The sequence below is a fragment of the Sphingomonas sp. Leaf30 genome (assembly GCF_001422525.1).
GTDB lineage: Bacteria > Pseudomonadota > Alphaproteobacteria > Sphingomonadales > Sphingomonadaceae > Sphingomonas > Sphingomonas aerolata.
In genome coordinates this window covers 1,378,345-1,397,732 of record NZ_LMKZ01000001.1, presented here as the reverse complement: position 1 = coordinate 1,397,732, position 19,388 = coordinate 1,378,345, and the positions used below count along the sequence as shown (strand labels likewise).

18 protein-coding genes are annotated in these 19,388 nt (G+C 66.1%); 14 read left to right on the top strand and 4 right to left on the bottom strand.

The window, feature by feature from the left end; translation table 11 throughout:
* Positions 1-22: 22 nt before the first annotated feature.
* From hspQ to ASE89_RS06535, 4 genes are all read left to right on the top strand, one after another.
* A complete protein-coding gene (gene hspQ / locus ASE89_RS06550) occupies positions 23-457 on the top strand; it encodes a heat shock protein HspQ (RefSeq protein ID WP_082451252.1) in 435 nt (144 codons plus the stop codon).
* Between the two features lie 173 nt (positions 458-630).
* Positions 631-975: a 50S ribosomal protein L21 gene (gene rplU, locus ASE89_RS06545; protein ID WP_031393729.1), complete on the top strand. Its 345-nt coding sequence runs from the start codon at positions 631-633 to the stop codon at positions 973-975.
* A gap of 13 nt (positions 976-988) precedes the next feature.
* The gene (gene rpmA / locus ASE89_RS06540) at positions 989-1,279 is read left to right on the top strand and encodes a 50S ribosomal protein L27 (protein ID WP_031393730.1); all 291 of its coding nucleotides are present in this window, start codon (positions 989-991) and stop codon (positions 1,277-1,279) included.
* Between the two features lie 175 nt (positions 1,280-1,454).
* Positions 1,455-2,006: a GNAT family N-acetyltransferase gene (locus tag ASE89_RS06535; protein WP_192002973.1), complete on the top strand. Its 552-nt coding sequence runs from the start codon at positions 1,455-1,457 to the stop codon at positions 2,004-2,006.
* A 268-nt stretch (positions 2,007-2,274) separates the two neighbouring features.
* On the opposite strand, the gene ASE89_RS06530 is transcribed toward ASE89_RS06535, so the two are convergent.
* Positions 2,275-3,171, bottom strand: coding sequence for a metal-dependent hydrolase (locus ASE89_RS06530; protein WP_056674939.1), 897 nt, complete (start codon positions 3,169-3,171; stop codon positions 2,275-2,277).
* A 33-nt stretch (positions 3,172-3,204) separates the two neighbouring features.
* Between ASE89_RS06530 and ASE89_RS06525 the strand changes: the two genes are divergently transcribed.
* The 10 genes from ASE89_RS06525 to ASE89_RS06480 all read left to right on the top strand — a co-directional run bounded on the left by ASE89_RS06525 (position 3,205) and on the right by ASE89_RS06480 (position 14,458).
* Positions 3,205-3,804 (top strand): TetR/AcrR family transcriptional regulator, encoded by a 600-nt coding sequence (locus ASE89_RS06525; protein ID WP_031441339.1) that lies wholly within the window; start codon positions 3,205-3,207, stop codon positions 3,802-3,804.
* A 66-nt stretch (positions 3,805-3,870) separates the two neighbouring features.
* Positions 3,871-4,917 (top strand): GTPase ObgE, encoded by a 1,047-nt coding sequence (gene obgE, locus ASE89_RS06520; protein ID WP_037529084.1) that lies wholly within the window; start codon positions 3,871-3,873, stop codon positions 4,915-4,917.
* A 187-nt stretch (positions 4,918-5,104) separates the two neighbouring features.
* Positions 5,105-6,205 (top strand): glutamate 5-kinase, encoded by a 1,101-nt coding sequence (gene proB / locus ASE89_RS06515; protein ID WP_056674938.1) that lies wholly within the window; start codon positions 5,105-5,107, stop codon positions 6,203-6,205.
* 34 nt (positions 6,206-6,239) lie between these two features.
* Positions 6,240-7,139 carry an NAD-dependent epimerase/dehydratase family protein gene (locus ASE89_RS06510; protein ID WP_056406452.1) on the top strand — a complete coding sequence of 300 codons (900 nt, stop codon included), beginning with the start codon at positions 6,240-6,242 and terminating at the stop codon, positions 7,137-7,139.
* A gap of 58 nt (positions 7,140-7,197) precedes the next feature.
* A complete protein-coding gene (locus tag ASE89_RS06505; protein ID WP_037527622.1) occupies positions 7,198-7,443 on the top strand; it encodes an acyl carrier protein in 246 nt (81 codons plus the stop codon).
* A gap of 112 nt (positions 7,444-7,555) precedes the next feature.
* A complete protein-coding gene (gene spt / locus ASE89_RS06500) occupies positions 7,556-8,818 on the top strand; it encodes a serine palmitoyltransferase (RefSeq protein ID WP_056674936.1) in 1,263 nt (420 codons plus the stop codon).
* Between the two features lie 124 nt (positions 8,819-8,942).
* Positions 8,943-10,832: an ATP-binding protein gene (locus ASE89_RS06495; RefSeq protein WP_082451304.1), complete on the top strand. Its 1,890-nt coding sequence runs from the start codon at positions 8,943-8,945 to the stop codon at positions 10,830-10,832.
* A gap of 115 nt (positions 10,833-10,947) precedes the next feature.
* Complete coding sequence (gene lptF, locus ASE89_RS06490; RefSeq protein ID WP_192002974.1) at positions 10,948-12,141, top strand: LPS export ABC transporter permease LptF; 1,194 nt, start codon at positions 10,948-10,950, stop codon at positions 12,139-12,141.
* On the top strand, positions 12,138-13,235 hold the full coding sequence (gene lptG, locus ASE89_RS06485) for an LPS export ABC transporter permease LptG (RefSeq protein ID WP_056674932.1): 1,098 nt from the start codon (positions 12,138-12,140) through the stop codon (positions 13,233-13,235). The genes lptF and lptG overlap by 4 nt, the downstream gene beginning before the upstream one ends.
* Before the next feature lie 68 nt (positions 13,236-13,303).
* Complete coding sequence (locus ASE89_RS06480) at positions 13,304-14,458, top strand: GNAT family N-acetyltransferase (RefSeq protein ID WP_056674931.1); 1,155 nt, start codon at positions 13,304-13,306, stop codon at positions 14,456-14,458.
* A 22-nt stretch (positions 14,459-14,480) separates the two neighbouring features.
* Here ASE89_RS06480 and ASE89_RS06475 read toward each other — a convergent pair whose 3' ends face one another.
* The 3 genes from ASE89_RS06475 to ASE89_RS06465 form a co-directional block, all read right to left on the bottom strand.
* On the bottom strand, positions 14,481-14,873 hold the full coding sequence (locus tag ASE89_RS06475; protein WP_031394137.1) for a response regulator: 393 nt from the start codon (positions 14,871-14,873) through the stop codon (positions 14,481-14,483).
* Between the two features lie 64 nt (positions 14,874-14,937).
* Positions 14,938-17,178 (bottom strand): ATP-binding response regulator, encoded by a 2,241-nt coding sequence (locus ASE89_RS06470; RefSeq protein WP_236701631.1) that lies wholly within the window; start codon positions 17,176-17,178, stop codon positions 14,938-14,940.
* A 234-nt stretch (positions 17,179-17,412) separates the two neighbouring features.
* Entirely contained in the window at positions 17,413-18,702 is a 1,290-nt protein-coding gene (locus ASE89_RS06465; protein ID WP_236701630.1) for an EAL domain-containing protein, read from the bottom strand.
* Between the last annotated feature and the right edge of the window lie 686 nt (positions 18,703-19,388).

The following is a 19,388-nucleotide window of genomic DNA, read 5'->3' as shown; positions in this document are numbered from 1 at the left end:
AAACAGCGCTTAAATTGTCGCCATGCCCCGCCACGACATCCCCATCGACCCCGCCACCCCTGACATCGCCGCGTCCGATGCCCTCTCGTCCGAGCCGGCACCGGCGGCGTCGGTCGAGGTCGTTGCCCCGCCGATCGTCCATGCAAATTTCTCGATCGGCGACATCGTCCGGCACCGCCTGTTCGATTTCCGCGGGGTCGTGTTCGACGTAGATCCGGTCTTTGCCAATACCGATGAATGGTATGAGGCGATTCCCGAACAGATGCGGCCGAAGAAGGACCAGCCCTTCTACCATCTGCTCGCCGAGAATCGCGAGTCGAGCTACGTCGCCTATGTCAGCCAGCAGAATCTGGTATCCGACGCGGGCGACGAGCCGGTCGATCATCCGGGCATCGCCGGATTGTTCACCGATTTTGCCAATGGTCGCTACACGCTGCGCGCCGTCCACCGGCACTGATCGCCGGGTCGGGCACAGCGTCCTTACGCGGTGTCTGCCAGGGCCTGCGATGTTTTAGCCCCCCGCATCGGCCCTTCTTGGTTGACATCGTCACGCCCCTCGCTTAGCTCCCCGGCTTCTCCCGGCGGACCCTGCGTTCGTGGGGCACATGTATTTGGAAAGTGACAAGGGCCATGTTCGCAGTCGTGCGCACGGGCGGCAAGCAGTATCGCGTCGCCGCCGGAGATAAGATCGTCGTCGAAAAGATCGAGGGCGATGCAGGTGCGTCGGTGACGCTGGGTGATGTGCTGTTGGCGGGCGAAGGCTCGGAACTGCGCTCGGTCGAGGGTTTCACCGTCGCTGCAGAGATCATCGCTCAGGCGAAGGCGGACAAGGTCATCGTCTTCAAGAAGCGTCGTCGTCACAACTATCGTCGCAAGAACGGCCATCGCCAGCAGCACACGATCCTGAAGATCGTGTCCGTCGGCGGCCAGACGGCCAAGCAGACCGAGGCTGACGCCCCGGCCGCTCAGGCATAAGGAGTAGCTTCAGATGGCACATAAGAAAGCAGGCGGCTCTTCGCGCAACGGTCGCGATTCAGCCGGTCGTCGTCTCGGCGTGAAGAAGTTCGGTGGCCAGGCATGCGTTGCCGGCAACATTCTCGTGCGCCAGCGCGGGACGAAGTTCTATCCGGGCACCAATGTCGGCATTGGCACGGACCATACGCTGTTCGCGCTGGTCGATGGCCGCGTCGTGTTCAGCCAGGGCAAACTTGGTCGCAAGTTCTGCTCGGTCGAGCTGGCAGCGAATGATGCCGCCGACATGGCAGTTGCAGCCGAATAATATCGGGTAACCATCCGGGTTGCCCACCAGGGTGACCCGGGTCGCGAAAGCGAACCTGAACAAGGGAGACGGGTCACCCCGGCTCCCTTTTTTATTGCTCCCTCCCCTTGGCTGTCGCCGTCCCGTCATCCTGACGTGGCATGCGCGCAGCCGACGACGCGAGAGGAAGAGAGCAATGTTCGCGCGCACGAAGAGACTGACCTTGCGGCCCGGCTGGCCCGAGGATGCGCCTGCGCTGACGCAGGCGATCGGGCACGAAGCCGTGATCGCCAAGCTGACGCGGGCACCCTGGCCCTATTCACTCGGCGACGCGGCGGCCTTTCTGGCGCAGCCCCGCGGCGAGCATCAGCCGCGCTTCCTGATCGAGGCGCTCGACCCTGGTGCGCCGCGGCTGGTTGGCGGCATCGATATCCATGCATCGCCGGACGGGTATGGCCATGAGCTCGGCTATTGGGTGACGCCCGATGCCTGGGGACGCGGCTATGCGACCGAGGCTGGCGAGGCGGTGATCGCGATCGCCCGCCATGCGCTCGGGCTCCGGCGGCTCGAGGCGTTCCATTTCGTCGACAATCCCGCGTCCGGCCGCGTGCTCGCCAAGCTCGGCTTCCGGCCGACCGGGCGGGTCGAACCTCGGGCGTCGCGCGGGCGTGGCGGCGAGGCTCAGGCCGTGCTGTTCGAGCTGGTGCTCGATGAGGACCGATGTGCGCCGATGCCGATGGCGGCGTGATTCGCGCATCCCGACCTTGAAATTGCACCACCCCGGCGAAGGTCGGGGCCCAGTTGGGGGACGTCGCTGACTGCGGTCATCGCGTCGTTACTACGACCTTTCCAACTGGGCCCCGGCCTCCGCCGGGGTGAAATGTTGGGCGACGATTCGCCCTACTCCCCGTTTCCCCGCAAAGGCGGGGGTCAAGGAGTCGCGGGCGGTGCCGTTTGGGACTCTGGGCTCCCGCCTTCGCGGGAGAACGCGGCAGAAGAGTGGCCGCAACCGTAGCTCAGGCCACCGCCGCCCGCCTCTCGACCGGCAGCACCGCCGCCTCATAATCGCTTTCGGCCAGCGCGATGAGCGCGCGGTCGTCGTGTTTCCAGGGATGGAAGCCGGGCAGGAAATAGGCCGCCCAGACGCCCGCGATCTTGCGCGCCATCCCCGGATTGCCGAACGCATACCATGCCATCCGCGCCCAGATCCGCGGGCCCGTCAGCCCGTCCTGCCGCAGCAGTTCTGTCATGCCGCGCGCCCGCCCCGTGAAGAAGCGCCAGGTGGTGATCAGCATCACCAGCGACTTGACCCGCCAGCGCGTGAACCGCGGCCAGTCGCGCGTCGCGTGCAGCCAGGTGTCATAGGCGACGCCCTTGTGCTCGATCTCCTCGGCGGCGTGCCATTGCCACAGCGCCGCCGCCTGCTGGTCGCCGCCGGCGAGGTGCCGGGGGTTCGCGATCAATTCATGCGCGAGCATCGCGGTGAAATGCTCGAGCGCGGTCGTCGCGGCGAGGCTCGCGATCGGCGGGCGCCCCTTGGTCAGCGCGAGCGCGGCGTCGACATCGGCGATCAGCGGCGCGACGTCATACCCCTGGTCGGTGACGTGGCGGTTGAACGCGACATGCTCGCGGGTGTGGATCACCTCCTGCTTGATGAACGCGTTGATCTCGGCCGTCAGCTTGGGCGGCGTACCGTCGCGAAACCGGCGAACGCTGTCGACGAAATAGCCCTCGCCCTTGGGGAAGGTGACCGACAAGGCGTTGTAAAAGGCCGTCGCGATCGGATCGTCGTTCAGCCACCACCGGCGAATCGGCGAGCCCCGGCCAAAACGACGATCGCGCGGTGTGATCGTCAGATCGACGGGTGTGGTTGCTTTCGCCACGGAAACCTCCAAACAGAGACAAATTGTCATTACTGACACAGTTGTAAGTAGGTTTTTCATTTCGTGACGTCAACACCCCGCAAGCGCCTCTCCCCGACCGAATCGCGTGATGCCGCCGTCGAGGCCGCGCGCGCGCTGCTCGTCGAAAGCGGTCCCGGCGCGGTCACGTTGAAGGCGGTTGCAGGCCGGATCGGGCGGACGCACGCCAATCTGCTCCACCATTTCGGCTCGGCCGAGGCGCTGCAGACGGCGCTGATCACGCGGATGGCGGCGGACATCGTCGGCACGATCGGCGCCGCAGTGCTGCGCGTGCGCGCGGGCGAGCTGGATCCGCGCGAAGTGGTCGAGATGACGTTCGACGCATTCGGCAAGGGCGGCGCGGGCGCGCTGGCGAGCTGGATGATCCTGTCGGGCAACACCGACGCGCTCGACCCGATTCTCACCGCGATCCACGATCTGGTCGACGAACTTGCCGAGGGCGACATGCCCGGCGACCAACCGATCCAGGACCAGACGCTGACGCTGGTCCTGATGGCGCTGGGCGACGCGTTGATGGGCGCGCCGATGGCCCGCGCGCTCGGCCTGCCCGCGACCAGGGCGCGCGAACTCGCACTCGACGCGCTGCTCGCGAGCAAGGACGCCGCCGCCTGCCCGTCGGCCTGAGCAACGCCGACCAGGGCCCGAGTCGCAGAGGCTGGCGATTTTCGCCAATTTCGCTATGGGGCGGCGATGCATTTTCTAGACCAAGCCAAGATCTACGTACGTTCGGGTGAGGGCGGCCCCGGTGCCGTCAGCTTCCGCCGCGAGAAATTCATTGAATATGGCGGCCCCGATGGCGGCAATGGCGGCAAGGGCGGCGACATCGTGTTCGAATGCATCGCCGGCCTGAACACGCTGATCGACTTTCGCTACACGCAACATTTCCGTGCCCCGCGCGGCTCGGGCGGCTCGGGCTCGAACCGCACCGGCGCGGGCGGCGAGGACCTCGTGATCCGCGTTCCGCTCGGCACGCAGGTGCTGTCGGAGGACAAGGAAGAGGTGCTGATCGACTTCACGCAGGTCGGCCAGCGCGAAGTGCTGTTCCGCGGCGGCGATGGCGGCCGTGGCAACGCCAGCTACAAGACGTCGACCAACCGCGCCCCGCGCCAGCACGGCACCGGCTGGCCGTTCGGCGAGGCCTGGGTCTGGCTGCGACTGAAGCTGCTCGCCGATGCGGGTCTCGTCGGCCTGCCGAATGCGGGCAAGTCGACCTTCATCAACCAGGTCACCAACGCGCAGGCCAAGGTCGGCGAATATGCCTTCACCACCACCCGGCCGCAGCTGGGCGTGGTCCGCCACAAGCAGCGCGAATTCGTCGTCGCGGATATTCCCGGGCTGATCCAGGGTGCGGCCGAGGGCGCAGGCATCGGCGACCGGTTCCTCGGGCATATCGAACGGTGCCGCGTGCTGCTGCATCTGGTCGACGCGAACGATGCGGATGTCGGCGAATCCTACCGGATCGTCCGCGACGAACTGGCCAATTACGGCGAGGGGCTGACCGACAAGAAGGTGATCGTCGCGCTGAACAAGACCGACATGCTCGACGCCGAGCTGATCGCGGCGCTGTCGGCCGAACTGGCCGAGGCCAGCGGTGCCGAGGTGATGGCGATGTCCGGCGCGAGTGGTGCCGGCGTGGAGGCGGTGCTCGACAAGCTGATCGGCGAGATCGGCCCGGCACCGGGCGCGCCGAAGGACCTGGCGGAGGGCGAAGAGCCGGTCGCATGGTCGCCGCTGTAGCGTTCAAAACCGCTCCGTAGCCCGATCATGTACGCCATCGTCATCCCCGCGCAGGCGGGGATCCATAGCCTCAGGGATATGCGATTCGGTGGTGAGGCCAGCCAATATGGGTTCCCGCCTCCGCGGGAATGACGATAGGGTGTTGCAGGCTATGACGACCTACGGGGAGGACCTACGGGGTCGACCAATGATGTTTCCGCCGTCCTCCTGCCCCCGCCTGATCGTGAAGATCGGTTCGGCACTGCTCGTCGATCCCGACGGCAGTGTCCGGCGCGACTGGCTCGCCGGGCTCGTCGCCGACGTCGCAACGCGGACGCGTGCCGGGCAACAGGTCGCGATCGTGTCGTCCGGAGCGATCGCGCTCGGTGCGCGGCGACTTGGCCTGGCCAAGGGCGGCCGCGCGAGTCTCGAGGACGCGCAGGCGGCCGCCGCCACCGGGCAGATCGCGCTCAGCCAGGTCTGGGCCGAACTGCTCGCCGCGCAGGGGCTGAACGCGGCGCAGATGCTGGTGACGCTCGACGATCTCGAGGACCGCCGCCGCTATCTCAACGCCGCCGCGACGCTCAACCGGCTCCTGTCGCTCGGCGTCGTGCCGGTGATCAACGAGAATGACAGCGTCGCGACCGCCGAAATCCGCTTCGGCGACAATGACCGGCTCGCGGCGCGGGTCGCGCAGGCCGCGGGCGCGCAGGGTGTGATCCTGCTCTCCGACGTAGACGGACTCTATACCGCCAATCCGCATGTCGACCCTTCGGCCACCCACATCGCCGATGTCCCGCGGATCGACACGGTCGCCGCGATGGCGGACGACGGGTCGGGGTCCGGAATGGGATCGGGCGGCATGGCATCGAAGATCGCCGCCGCGCGAATCGCCACGGCGGCGGGCATTCCACTCGTGATCGCCTCGGGCCGAATCGACCATCCGCTCTCCACCCCTGCCCGCCACACGATCTTCAGCGCCGAACGCACCGCATCCGCGCGGAAAGCCTGGCTGGCGGGCGGGCTGACCGCGAAGGGCACGATCCATGTCGACGCCGGCGCCGCCGCCGCGCTCGGCCAGGGACGCAGCCTGCTGGCCGCGGGTGCGACGGGGCTCGACGGGGGCTTCGTGCGCGGCGATCTGGTGACGATCGAGGGGCCGGCCGGCATCGTTGCGCGCGGCCTCGCCGAATATGACGCGGCGGACACCGCGCGTCTGCTCGGCCGCCATAGCGACGATCACGCCGCGATCCTCGGCTATGCGCCGCGCTCGGCGCTCGTCCATCGCAATCATCTGGCGCTCGTATGACTGCCGCGCAACCGTCGATCTGGAGCGAGCCGTCATGATCCTGGCCATCACCGGCGGTACCGGGTTCGTCGGCAGCCACCTGATCGACCATGCGCTGGAGACGGGACACACGATCCGCGCGCTCGCCCGCAAGCCACAGGCCAAGCGCATCGGCGTGACCTGGATCGAAGGCGCGCTCGATCGCCCGAAGAGCCTGGCGACGCTGGTCAAGGGCGCGGACGTGGTCATCCACGTCGCCGGCGTGGTCAACGCCGCGGATCGCGCGGGCTTTGCCGAGGGCAATATCGCCGGCACTCAGGCGATCGTCGATGCGACGCGGTCGGCGGGTATTCGCCGCTTCGTCCAGGTCTCGTCGCTGGCGGCGCGAGCGCCGGCACTGTCCAACTATGGCTGGTCGAAGGCCGAGGCGGAGACGTGCGTTGCCGCGTCGGGGCTCGACTGGACGATCGTCCGCCCGCCCGCGATCTTCGGCCCGCGCGATCACGACCTGCTCGACGTGTTCAAGGCGGCGCGGTCGGGATATGTGCCGATGCCCCCTGCCGGCACGCGCGTCTCGCTGCTCTATGTCGAGGATCTGACCGCGCTGCTGCTCGCGCTGGCCGAGATCCCGGTCGCGCCGGCGATCATGGAACCCGACGATGGCACGCCAAAGGGCTGGGACAATCGCGACTTCGCGCGCGCGATCGGCGTCGCGGTCGGGAAACCGGTGAGGCCGCTATCGATGCCGCGCGTCGTCCTGTCGCTGGCGTCCGCCGCCGACCGTTTCGTCCGGCGCGGCAAGGCCAAGCTGACGCGCGACCGGGTCCGCTATTTCTGCCATCCCGACTGGGTCTCGCACACGCCGCCGCCGGCTACGCTCTGGACGCCCGCGGTCCCGACCCCGCAGGCCCTGGCGCAAACCGCGGCGTGGTATCGCGCGGCGGGGCTGCTATAGCGCCGAAAAGCCGCCGCAATTCGCTGTCAGGATTGCGTCGACACCCGGAAGGAAGAGCATGAGCGACCGTCAGCAGATCTACGACACCGTCACCGCGCAGATCGAGCCGTTCAACAAGAAGGGCGTCGCGCTGAGCGATGCGACCACCTTCCAGGGCGATCTCGAATGGGACAGCCTGACCGTCATGGATTTCGTCGCCGCGATCGAGGATGAATTCGACATCATCATCACGATGAACATGCAGGCCGAGATCGAAACCGTCGGCCAGCTGGTCGATGCCGTCGCGAAGTTGAAGCAGGACTAACCAAAAATATCCCGTTCGTGCTGAGCGTAGTCGAAGCACATGAGACACAGGCCCTTCGACTTCGCTCAGGGCGAATGGCAAGGGGCGATACCGTCCTGATCTGGAACCGAACATGACCGAAGCCGCCACTACCGCCCACGCCCTCCCCGTCGATCCCCCCGAGGTCGCGCCCGAACGCGATCTGATGAGCAAGTTCGATGGCCTGATCGCCGAACGCGAGGCGCTGGTGCAGTCCGGCGTGCGCAATCCGTTCACGATCGTGATGGACGAGGTCAAGTCGCCGACCGAGGCGGTGATCCGCGGCAAGGACACGATCCTGCTCGGCACCTACAACTATATGGGCATGACGTTCGACCCCGACGTCATCCAGGCGGGCAAGGACGCGCTCGAGAAATTCGGGTCGGGCACCAATGGCAGCCGGATGCTCAACGGCACGTTCCACGATCATATCGACGTCGAGCAGGCACTGCGCGAGTTCTACGACATGAGCGGCGCGATCGTGTTCTCGACCGGCTACATGGCCAATCTCGGGATCATCTCGACGCTCGCCGGCAAGGGCGAGTACGTCATCCTCGACGCGGACAGCCATGCGTCGATCTATGACGGCTGCAAGCAGGGCAATGCCGAGATCGTCCGCTTCCGCCACAACGACGTCGCCGATCTCGACAAGCGGCTCGGCCGCCTGCCCAAGGAAGCCGGCAAGCTGGTGGTGCTCGAAGGCGTCTATTCGATGCTCGGCGACATCGCCCCGCTCAAGGAGATGGTTGCGGTCGCCAAGAAGCATGGTTGCATGGTGCTGGTCGACGAGGCGCATTCGATGGGCTTTTTCGGCCCCAATGGCCGCGGCGTGTACGAGGAGATGGGGCTGACCGACCAGGTCGATTTCGTCGTCGGCACCTTCTCGAAATCGGTCGGGACGGTCGGCGGGTTCGTCGTGTCGAACCACCCGAAGTTCGAGATGGTCCGCTTCGCCTGCCGCCCGTACATCTTCACCGCGTCGCTTCCCCCCTCGGTCGTCGCCACCGCCGCGACGTCGATCCGCAAGCTCATGACCGCGCATGACAAGCGCGCGCAGCTCTGGAAGAATGCACGCGCGATGCATGCGGGCCTCAAGGCGATGGGCTTCAAGCTCGGCACCGAGACGTCGGATTCGGCGATCATCGCGATCATCCTGACCGACCAGGAACAGGCGATCGCGATCTGGCAGTCGCTGCTCGAGGGCGGGCTGTACGTGAACATGGCGCGCCCGCCGGCGACGCCTGCGGGCACGTTCCTGCTGCGCTGTTCGCTGTGCGCCGAACATACCGACGCGCAGGTCGAGACGATCCTCTCCATGTTCCGCGACGCGGGTCGCGCCGTCGGCGTGATCGGTTAGCAGCCGGCCGCTGTCATTGCGTCGGGAGCAATACGCACGCTATCGTCGCGGGGTGACGCAGGACGAGGCCGACGCGGCAGCCCTTGGGGGCGGTGCGACCTGGCGGACCATCACGCTCATCGTGATGGCGCTGCTGGGCGCCGCCGTTCTGGTCGGGCTCATCGCCACGCTAAGCAGCGCGAACCGTCAGCGCGACAGCGCGTTGCGGCTGCAGGCGCACAGCTATGACGTGATGATCCTCGCGCGCACGCTGTCGAGCACGATCGCCCGGTCCGAAGCGTCGCTCGGCCGCTATGTGATCAGCGGCGACCGGCAACTGGGCCGGCTCTATTTCGAGGAATGGGTCCTGGCCGGGACGCAGCTCAACCGGCTCGAGCGGCTGACCTACGACAATGGCGAACAGCGCGGGCACATCGCCGAACTGCGCCAGGCCTATGAAGACCGCGGCCGCGAGCTGTCGATGACCGCGCTCAGCACCAATTACGGCAAGAATTCGCAGGCGTTCGCGCGCTATTACCAGGGACGCAACGCCCCGACGCTCATCGCGATCAACCGGACGCTCGACCGGCTCATCGCGCGCGAGCGGGCGCTGCTCGACAACCGGACGTCGCGGGCGATGGCATCGGTCGAACGCTCGAGCTCGATCGCGGGCGTGCTCGCGGTGTTCGGGATGCTGATCGTTCTGGGCGCGATCGGGCTGGGCTGGTTCACGATCCGCGCGGTCAGCGACCGTGCGGTCGCGCAGGCGGACGCGGACATGGAGCGCAGCCGTGCCGAGGAACTGTCCGCCGCGGTCGAACAGGCCACCGCCGAGCTGCGCGTGCAGGACGCCAAGTTGCGGCAGGTCCAGAAGATGGACGCGGTCGGCCGGCTGACCGGCGGCATTGCACATGATTTCAACAACATGCTGGCCGTCATTCTGGGCGGGCTGGAACTGGCGCTGCGCAACATCGCGCGAGATCCGGCGACCGCGCGGCGGCACATCGAGAGTGCGACCGATGGCGCTACCCGCGCCGCCGCGCTGACCCGCCGGCTGCTCGCCTTCAGCCGCGAGGATTCGCTGAAACCCGAGACGATGGGGGTCGCAGGGCTGGTCGAGGGCATGTCCGACCTGCTCGACCGGACGCTCGGCGATGCGATCACGCTGCACGTCGTCGACGCGTCCGAGGGCTGGCGGGTCCGCGCGGATCGCGTCCAGCTCGAAAATGCGGTGCTCAACCTTGCGGTCAACGCGCGCGACGCGATGAACGGCCGCGGCACGATGATCGTGACCACTGGCGCTGCGGTGCTGACCGCGGGCGCGATCGGCGACTGCCCAGCCGGCGACTTTGCCACCATCACGGTCGCCGACGATGGCAGCGGCATGTCGCCGGACGTCGCCGAGCGCGTGTTCGAGCCGTTCTTCACCACCAAGGAAACCGGCAAGGGCACCGGGCTTGGCCTCAGCCAGATCTTCGGCCTGGTCCGGCAGCTGGGCGGCGAGATCGCGATCGCCAGCGTGGTCGGCGAGGGAACGACGGTGACGCTCTCTCTGCCGCGCGACACCAGCGATCCCGCGATCGAGCCGCAACCCGTCCTGCCGTTTGCGGACCTGCCAGAGCCGGTGCAGCCCGTCGCGCCGACCGGGCTGAACGTGCTGGTGGTCGAGGATGATCCCCGCGTGCTCGCCGCGACGATCGGTGCGCTCGAGGAGCTGGGCCATCATCCGGTCGCCTGTGACGACCCGACCCATGCGGCGGCGATGCTCGCGCGTCACGGCGCGATCGACCTTATCATTTCCGACGTCCTGATGCCGCGCCAGACGGGGCCCGAGATGATCGCGGCATTGCGGCCGCTGTTCCCCGACATCGCGATCCTGTTCGTCACCGGCTTTGCGGGCGAGGCCGCGACGAGCGAATTCGGTGAGCATGAGGTGTTGCGCAAACCCTTCACGCTGAGCGGCCTGGAACGCGCGGTCGCGGCGGCGATGGGCACCGATCGCCCCACCCCGCCCCGCCAGATGGCGGCCGAATAGACCGTGACAGGCCCGCCCCGTCCGAACTATAGCCGCCGCCCTATATCCCGCGCGAAAAGCTGATATAGACCCGCCCCACGCCTCGCGTTCGAGGCGCTCGCAGAGCCCCCGCTTCATGAAATCCATCGATCGCTACATGGCCCGGCTGATCGCGGTCCCGCTCTTTTCGACGCTGATCATCGCGGCGATGCTGCTCGTGCTCGACCGGATGCGCCGGCTGTTCGATTTCGTCGCGACCGAGGGCGGGCCGATCAGCGTCGTCTGGCGGATGCTCGCCAATCTGCTGCCCGAATATCTCGGCCTCGGGATTCCGATCGGGCTGCTGCTCGGTATCCTGCTCGCGTTCCGCAAGCTCGCGACGACGTCGGAACTCGACGTCCTGCGCAGCGTCGGGATGAGCTATACCCGGCTGCTGCGGGTGCCCTATATGTTCGCCATCGTGCTGGCGATCGCGAACCTGCTGATCGTCGGCTATCTCCAGCCGATCGCCCGCTATTATTACGAGGGGCTCCGCTTCGAGCTGCGCACCGGCGCGCTCGGCGCGTCGATCAAGGTCGGTGAATTCACGCATCTGGGCGACCGGATGACGCTGCGGATCGAGCAGAGCCGCGACAAGGGGCGCGAGCTGTCGGGCATCTTCGTCCATGCGCAGACGCCGAAGAACGACTGGATCGGCGTCACCGCGGAGAAGGGACGCTTCCTCGCGACCGACGATCCCAACGTCATCATCTTCCGTCTCGCCAACGGGACGCTGATCCACGAACGGCCCGAATTCAAGACGCCGCGCGTGCTGACCTTCAGCAGCCATGACCTGCCGATCAACCTGCCCAAGTTCGAGAGCTTCCGCGTCCGCGGCGGGCGCAACCTGGAATTCACGCTGCCCGAACTTGCGCGTGCGGGGCATGAGGCGGCGACGCCCGAGCTGCGCGATGCAAGCCGGTCCGAATTCCACTTCCGTCTGGCGGAGGTGGCGATGATGTTCCTGCTGCCGATGCTGGCGGTGGCGCTCGGCGTGCCGGCGAAACGGTCGACGTCCGGTCTCGGCGTCTTCCTGTCGATCGTGATGATCGTCACCTATCACAAGGTGAACCAATATGCGGCGGACGTCGGCGAGCTTGGCCGGATCGACCCGCTGATCGCGCTCTGGGTGCCGTTCACGGTGTTCGCAGGGCTGATCCTGTGGATGTACTACACCATCGCCTATGTGCCCGGCGGCGAGCCGATCGGTGCGCTGGAGCGCGGCGTCGGCCGGATCGTCAAGGCGATCACCAGCCGGCTGCCCGGGCGCCGCAAAGAGAAGACGGCATGAGCAGGATCACGATCTTTCCGTCGCGCACGGTCGCGGTCTATATGGGCCGGCTGTTCATGACGCGGACGTTCAGCATCCTCGCGGCGCTGGTCCTCGTGCTCCAGGCGCTCGATCTGCTGAGCGAATCGGGCAACATCCTGGCGCAGGCGGGCAATGGCGACGCCCAGGTCTGGCAATATGTCAGCCTTCGCGCACCGCAGATCATCGCCTTCGCGCTGCCCTTCTCGGTCCTGCTCGGCACCATCCTGACGCTGATCACGATGAACCAGAACAGCGAGATCATCGCGCTCAAGGCGTCGGGCCTCTCCGCGCATCAGGTGCTCGCCCCGCTGCTGATTGCCAGCCTGGTCGTCGCGATCGTCAGCTTCAGCTTCAACGACCGCGTCGTATCGCGCGCCACCGCCACCCTGTCGCAGTGGCAGAAGGTCAATTACGGCGCGATGCCGATCGACCGTGGCGACCGTGCCAATGTCTGGGTGCGCGACGGCGACGATTTGATCCAGGTGAACCAGACGCGCGGCAAGGGCGCCGGAACGCGGCTCGGCGGGGTGACGCTATACGATCGCGCCGGCGGCAGCCTCGTCTCGATCATCCGCGCCCCCAATGGCAAGCGCGTCGCCGGGGGCTGGGAGATCGGCCCCGCGACGCGGTTCGACGTCGCCAGCGGCACGCTGACCACGCTCGGCTCGGTGGTCGTCGGGCGCGATGTCCGGCCCGACCAGTTCACGCTCGCGAGCGTCGACGCCGACAGCCTGTCCTTCGGCGCGCTGAAGGCGGCGATCGGCGATCTGGCCGATGCGGGGCGCCCGACCAAGGCACTCGAGGGATCGCTCTGGCACAAGCTGTCGGGACCGCTGTCGTCGGTGCTGATGCCGCTGCTGGGCGCGGTCGCGGCGTTCGGCATCGCTCGCTCGGGCAAGCTGTTCATCCGCGCGGTGATCGGCATGGGGCTGGGCTTCGCCTATTTCGTCGCGGACAATTTCGCGCTCGCGATGGGCAATCTCGGCGCCTATCCGCCGTTTCTCGCCGCCTGGGCGCCCTTCCTCCTGTTCTTCCTGATCGGCGAGGCGGTGCTGTTCCGGACCGAGGAATAGCCGCTGTACGAACCGCGTAATCGTCGATATCCGCAGCGGCTGACGACGATGCGCTGAGGGGCGAGCCAATGGCCGGTACGATAACGATCCGCAAGGTCGAGACGAAGCGTGATCGCAAGGTCTTTGTCGACGTGCCCTTCGGCCTCTATCGCGACGATCCGCACTGGGTCCCGCCGCTCAAGACCGAAGCGCTCGGGCTGATCACGCCCGAAAAGAATGGCTGGTTCAGCCATGCCAAGGCGCAGCTGTTCCTCGCCGAGGAGAATGGCCGTGTCGTCGGTCGCATCTCGGCGCATATCGACACGCTCGCGCTCACCATGCCCGCCGAACAGGGCTTTGGCCCCGGCGTCGGCCAATGGGGGCTGATGGAGGCGGAGAGCGAGCCGGTGTTCCAGGCTTTGCTCGCCGCGGCCGAGGATTGGCTGCGCGCGCAGGGCATAGCGCGGATGCTCGGCCCGATCAGCATGTCGATCTGGGAGGAGCCCGGGCTCCTCGTCGAAGGCTATGATCACGCACCGACGATCATGATGGGGCATGCGCGTCCCGAATATCGCGACTGGGTCGAGCGGTCGGGCCAGGTCCCCGTCAAGCGGCTGATGACCTATGAGGTCGACGTCACGCGGCAGTTCCCGCCGATCGTCCAGCGGATCATCAAGTCGGGCGAGAAGAACCCGCGGATCGTCATCCGCGAGGTCGACAAGTCGCGGTTCGAGGACGAGGCCGCGATCATCCTCGCCATCCTCAACGATGCCTGGTCGAGCAACTGGGGGTTCGTGCCCCTGACGCCCCCCGAGATCAAGGATGTCGGGGTCAAGCTCAAGCCGATCGTCTTCAACGACCTGATCCGGATCGCCGAGGTCGACGGCAAGCCCGTCGCGTTCATGATCACGCTGCCCGACCTGAACGAGGCGATCAAGCCGCTGCGCGGGTCGCTCCTGCCGTTCGGCTGGGCCAAGCTGTTGCTGTGGCTGCGCAAACCAAAGGTAAAAACAGTCCGCGTCCCGCTGATGGGCGTCGTCCGGGAGCTGCAGTCGTCGCGCATGGCAAGCCAGCTCGCCTTCATGATGATCGAATATATCCGGCGTTCCGCTTCGCAGGATTACGGCGCGACCCGCGCCGAGATCGGCTGGATCCTCGACGACAATCAGGGGATGCGCTCGATCGCCGAGACGATCGAGAGCCGCATGAACAAGGTCTATCAGGTCTACGAAAAGACGCTCTAGCGGCCGTATGACCGGCCTGTGATCAGCCGATCAGCCCGTCGCCCTGTGCCTCACGCGCGAGGATCCGGCCGATCGCGTCGAACAGCGAATCCATCGCGACCGGCTTGAAAATCACGTCGTCGGCGCCCGCGGAAAGGCAGCGCTGGCGAAGGTCGGGGGCGACGTCCGCGGTCACAACGATGATCGGGACCATGCCCTTGGCGTCGGACCGCGCGCGAATGTGGCGGATCGCGGTGATCCCGTCCATGCCCGGCATGCGCAGGTCGACCAGCACCATCTCGAAATCCTGCTCGTCGAGGATTTCGAGGCCACGCTCGGCGCTTTCCGCCTCGACCATCGTCGCGCCGGCCACGTCGAGCATGTCGCCCACCACGCGGCGGTTCATCCGATCGTCCTCGATGAACAATATGTTCAACATATCCTCCGTGACGGGTCGACCGGGAGAGGCGCACTGTCCGTCATTGCTAGGCGTTTACGCATCAAGCCGCCCGCGAGACAAGATCGGGAATTGCGTTGTTTTTAACTACTGGCGACGCGAAGATCGCTTCGACCAGAGCGGCACCCGATACCGGCTTCGCAACGATGCGTGTAATGGCAGGCGTGAGCAGTGTCGGATCGTCGAGCCGATCGGCGGGCCACAACAGCGTCGTCGCGGCATCACCCGCCGCCCGTGTCAGCTGCTCCAGCGCCAGCCCCGGATCGCCACCGGCGCGCAACATCGCATCGTCGATCACGATGTTCGCGACGACCGTCTGCGCCAGCAGTGTGACAGCCTCGTCGATCGAGGCGGCGGTCAGGACGATGTCGCAATGCGGTGTCACCAGCGTCCGGAACATGCTGCGCATGATGGGATTGCGGTCGATGATCAGCGTCGCCGCGCCGGTTCCCTGATCGGCCCCCAGGTCGCCGAGCGCGATCGCCTCCGCATGGACCAGCGGCAGGCTGAGCGTGAACGTGGCGCCCTGCCCTTCGCGGCTGGTGACCGTGACGTCGCCATTCATCGCGCGCGCGAGGTTGCGACAGATCGACAGGCCGAGCCCGGTTCCGCCGAACTGCCGCGTCGTTCCGGCATCCGCCTGGCGGAAGGATTCGAAGATCTCGTCGAGCTTGTTTGCCGGAATGCCGATGCCCGAATCGGATACGTCGAGCCACAGCCGGTCTTCACCGGTCCGCAACGCCACCGTCACCGCGCCCACGCGGGTGAATTTCAGCGCATTCGACAACAGGTTGAACACGATCTGCCGCACCCGCGCGGCGTCGCCCATGATCCGGGCGGGGCAGTCGGTCATGTCGAGCGTGAATGACAGCCCCTTCGACCGGGCCTGCTCCTCCCACATCTGCGCAGCATCGGTCACCGTGGCGCACAGATCGAACGGCGCGAACTCGATCGTCAGGTTGCCGGTTTCCATCTTGGCGATGTCGAGAATGTCGTCGACCAGCGCGCGCATCGTCGCCCCCGCGCCGCGCACGATGCCGAGGCGATCGCGCAGGTCCGGCGTCAGGCGCGAATCGGCGAGCATGACCTCGGTCATGCCCAATATCCCGTTCAGCGGCGTGCGGATCTCGTGGCTGGTCGTGGCCAGGAACTCGGTCTTCGCCGCAAGCGCCTTGCCGAGCGCCGCGTTGGTGATCGCGAGGTCGTCATTCGCGGCGCGCACCTTGTCGCGACTGCGGCGAATCGTCACCAGCCCCAGCGCGAGCAGGCCGATGATGATCGAAACCGCCGCGATCGCGCCGATGAACATCAGCCGCTCGGTCTTCGCCTGGTCTTGTTCGTACCGCACGCTGCGCTCGAGTTCGTCCGCGCGCAGCTTCGATATCTTCAGTTCCTGGTTCGCGAAATCGAACCGGGCTGCCAGCAAGGCAGTGCTCACATTGGTGGCAATCGCGGTCGCCTGGTCATCCAAACGCTTCTGTGCCTCGAGATGGGCGAGCGCATCGACGGGTCGGTCAAGGGCCTTGTAGATCGCGTAGGCAACCTGATGCCCTTCGCGAGACGACAGGCCTGTCGTCGTCAGATCGACGCCCGCAAAACGTTGCGAGATCAGCGCCAGCGCACGCGGCAAATTCCCCTGTTGCAAGGCGACTCCGGCAGCTATCGGTAGCAGCTGAACCTGCCAGACTGCGGTCTCTGATGCCTTTGCTAGGCGCTGGCTGGCCGCGAGAGCCTGTGCTGCGGCGGCGATCTTATGCGCCTTCAGCAAAACACGCGCGATATTACCCTGAATGCGGGCCTGCAGCAACGGGCTCTTTATCTGCTCCGCAAGCGCCAGAGCCTTGCGATACTGCGCCTCAGCCTCGGCGTGCCGGCCCAGCTCCTGAAAGTTAGATGCCCGGTTGTTGTAGATCGCCACGAGCATGCCCGGGTCGCCGCGATAGACCTCCAGAGCCTGGCTTAGATATTTGAGGGAGGACTCGCTGTCGTTACCGTCGCTGTACAGCATTGCGATCAGCATGAGCGACTTGGCGCGATTGCGCAAATCCCCGAGCTTGCGGAAAATATTATGCGCGGCCTGATAGTCCGCCAAGGCCGCCCCCAGCTCCGCACGGGTCCCGTGCACGCCGCCACGAGACAAGAGGATCTCCCCGTGGAGCGCCGAGCCGGGGTTTAGCCTGACGACCGTCGCAAGCGCGCTATCGATCAATCCGGCTGCGCGATCGTTGCGATCCAGACGTAACGCCGCCTCCCCCTGCAGCCACTGCGCCGTTGCGATGGCCAACTCCCGCCTCTCCGGGTCCGCTATGGCGGCGGCCGCCTTTTCCGCTTTCGATGCCCTCAGAATGGCGTCGCCAGGGTCGATCTGCATCGCGGATTTGGCGTCCCCGATCGCGATATCGAACCGGACCTGAGGCAGTGATTCGGCACGAACAGACATGGGCATTGCAGTGAGGGCCAGAAGAACCGCCGGCAGTCCACGCCAGACCGTCATCGGTCCCCTCCCCAGCCGCAGCACTCAGCCGGTCTTCCGGACAGCCGCGATCCGCGTGAGCGGTGACCGGACATCGCGGGCGATCGCGAGATGACGCTCTTCCGCGAGGAACGGCAGCAGAGCGTCGATACCGATCGGGCGACTCACCAGAAATCCCTGAATCATGTCGCACCCCATGACCGACAACAGCGCCATTGCCGCGGGCGTTTCAACCCCTTCTGCGACGACCTCCATCTCGAGCGCATGCGCCAGGTCGATCGTCGACCGGACGATCAGCGGATCGCGGTTCGAACTGGTGAGTTGCGTGACGAAGAGCTTGTCGATCTTGAGCTCGCTGGCGGGAAGCTGTTTGAGATAGGCGAGTGATGACAGGCCGGCGCCATAATCGTCGATGGCAATCACGATGCCGATATCCGCGAAAACCTGTAAATTCCTGATCGCGCTTTCTGGATCGCGGATAACCGACGTCTCGGTAATCTCGAAACCCAGACGCGCACCACTCGCCGTGATCATCTCACACGCCTGCCGCACGAATCGCGCATCGGCGAGCAGGACGCCGGCGATGTTGATGAAGATCGGCAGTTCATGGCCATGCGCCGCCAGGATCCGCTGGTCGCCGATGACCTGCTCGATCGTCCACAGCGTGAGCGCAACGATGTCGCGGCTCTCCTCCGCGATCGGGATGAAGTCGCTCGGCAACACGAGGCCGCGCTGCGGATGGCGCCAGCGGACCAGTGCCTCGACACTGACGATCTCCTGCCGGCGCAGATGGACCTTGGGTTGATATTGGAGGAACAGCTGGTCGCCGCCGATCGCCTTGTGCAGCTCACGCGCCAGCATCAGCCGGTCGAGCGACGCGCTGGCCGCCGATACGTCGCGCGCGATCGGTCCGCGCTCGACCCGGGCATCGGCAAGCGCGAGCTCGGCTTCCTCGATCAGGCGGACCTCGTCGTGCTGCGGTGCGCGGACCGACGCGCCGCCCAGCGTCAGGTCGACGTGATAAAGCTCGCCGTCGATGTCGAACGGCGTGGTGAAGGCATGTGCGATCAGCTCGAGCGCGAGGTCGAGCTCGTCCTGCTGATCCGCCAGAAGCGCGATGTCGATCAGATCACGCGCGGCGATCTCGGTACGCGATTGCGGCAGAACCGCCGCGATCCTCAGCGCGATATCGCCGACCAGCGTGTCCGCGCGCGCGCGTCCGACATGGCGGCGAAGCATTGCGAAATTCGCGACCTCGGCGAGGATGACGAATTGCCAGCCATGAAAGGCCACGGGCAGGCACGACATAGTCGCGGGATCCGACGCGTCAGTCATGCGCCAGCCTCGCAGACGCATAACCGCCGCGATGCGAGTCGCACGTGCAGCCGAAAGGAATATGCGAGCGGTCGATCATCCCTAAACGCTAGCTGCCGATACTGAAGATAGCGTTAAGCCTCCCATGCTGGCACGTAAACGTGGTTAACGATCAATAAACCATGTTGAGTTCAAGTTAACGCCCGGTTAACTTCCGGTTGCGCCCTAACGGGCGTGAACAAGGGAGAAAAAAAGTGCTGAAGCTCATTCTTTCGCTCATCTACGGCGACCAAATCCGCCCCTGGTGAACAGGTGCCGGCCCGGCGCTTTTGGAAAAACCCGCGCATTGCGGGCAGTCTTCCATTGGTGCCGGGCCACTTTGAATGCCATTCAACTATAGTGTTTTAAGACCCGTTCTGGCCTGAAGCCGACGGGTAGCCGCCGACGGGCCATCCCCATGGCCGTCCGGATATGCGACCGGTCGCTACCGCTGCAGCGCGCGCATGACGCCGCCCGGCTGCGCCGTACAGACAAGATGGGTAGCGCATCAGCGCCAGGGCGCAGGCCGAAGCAGCCTGCCTGCAAAACCAGCAACACGGTATATGGGTCGGCGGAGCGCGCCCACGTCCGCAATCGGGCAGACCTGTGTCTGGCTGCGAGGATCGCGCGGCGAGCTTTACGCGCCGCGTCTCGCGTCTGGGAAGATC

What these genes read in the sequence shown, in the direction of transcription:
- obgE (WP_037529084.1), top strand. Translation starts at nt 3,871, where the DNA reads ATGCATTTTCTAGACCAAGCCAAGATCTACGTACGTTCGGGTGAGGGC.
- ASE89_RS06535 (WP_192002973.1), top strand. Translation starts at nt 1,455, where the DNA reads ATGTTCGCGCGCACGAAGAGACTGACCTTGCGGCCCGGCTGGCCCGAG.
- ASE89_RS06480 (WP_056674931.1), top strand. Translation starts at nt 13,304, where the DNA reads ATGGCCGGTACGATAACGATCCGCAAGGTCGAGACGAAGCGTGATCGC.
- rplU (WP_031393729.1), top strand. Translation starts at nt 631, where the DNA reads ATGTTCGCAGTCGTGCGCACGGGCGGCAAGCAGTATCGCGTCGCCGCC.
- lptF (WP_192002974.1), top strand. Translation starts at nt 10,948, where the DNA reads ATGAAATCCATCGATCGCTACATGGCCCGGCTGATCGCGGTCCCGCTC.
- ASE89_RS06465 (WP_236701630.1), bottom strand. Translation starts at nt 18,702, where the DNA reads ATGACTGACGCGTCGGATCCCGCGACTATGTCGTGCCTGCCCGTGGCC.
- ASE89_RS06530 (WP_056674939.1), bottom strand. Translation starts at nt 3,171, where the DNA reads ATGACAATTTGTCTCTGTTTGGAGGTTTCCGTGGCGAAAGCAACCACA.
- proB (WP_056674938.1), top strand. Translation starts at nt 5,105, where the DNA reads ATGATGTTTCCGCCGTCCTCCTGCCCCCGCCTGATCGTGAAGATCGGT.
- ASE89_RS06505 (WP_037527622.1), top strand. Translation starts at nt 7,198, where the DNA reads ATGAGCGACCGTCAGCAGATCTACGACACCGTCACCGCGCAGATCGAG.
- ASE89_RS06510 (WP_056406452.1), top strand. Translation starts at nt 6,240, where the DNA reads ATGATCCTGGCCATCACCGGCGGTACCGGGTTCGTCGGCAGCCACCTG.
- rpmA (WP_031393730.1), top strand. Translation starts at nt 989, where the DNA reads ATGGCACATAAGAAAGCAGGCGGCTCTTCGCGCAACGGTCGCGATTCA.
- hspQ (WP_082451252.1), top strand. Translation starts at nt 23, where the DNA reads ATGCCCCGCCACGACATCCCCATCGACCCCGCCACCCCTGACATCGCC.
- lptG (WP_056674932.1), top strand. Translation starts at nt 12,138, where the DNA reads ATGAGCAGGATCACGATCTTTCCGTCGCGCACGGTCGCGGTCTATATG.
- spt (WP_056674936.1), top strand. Translation starts at nt 7,556, where the DNA reads ATGACCGAAGCCGCCACTACCGCCCACGCCCTCCCCGTCGATCCCCCC.
- ASE89_RS06495 (WP_082451304.1), top strand. Translation starts at nt 8,943, where the DNA reads ATGGCGCTGCTGGGCGCCGCCGTTCTGGTCGGGCTCATCGCCACGCTA.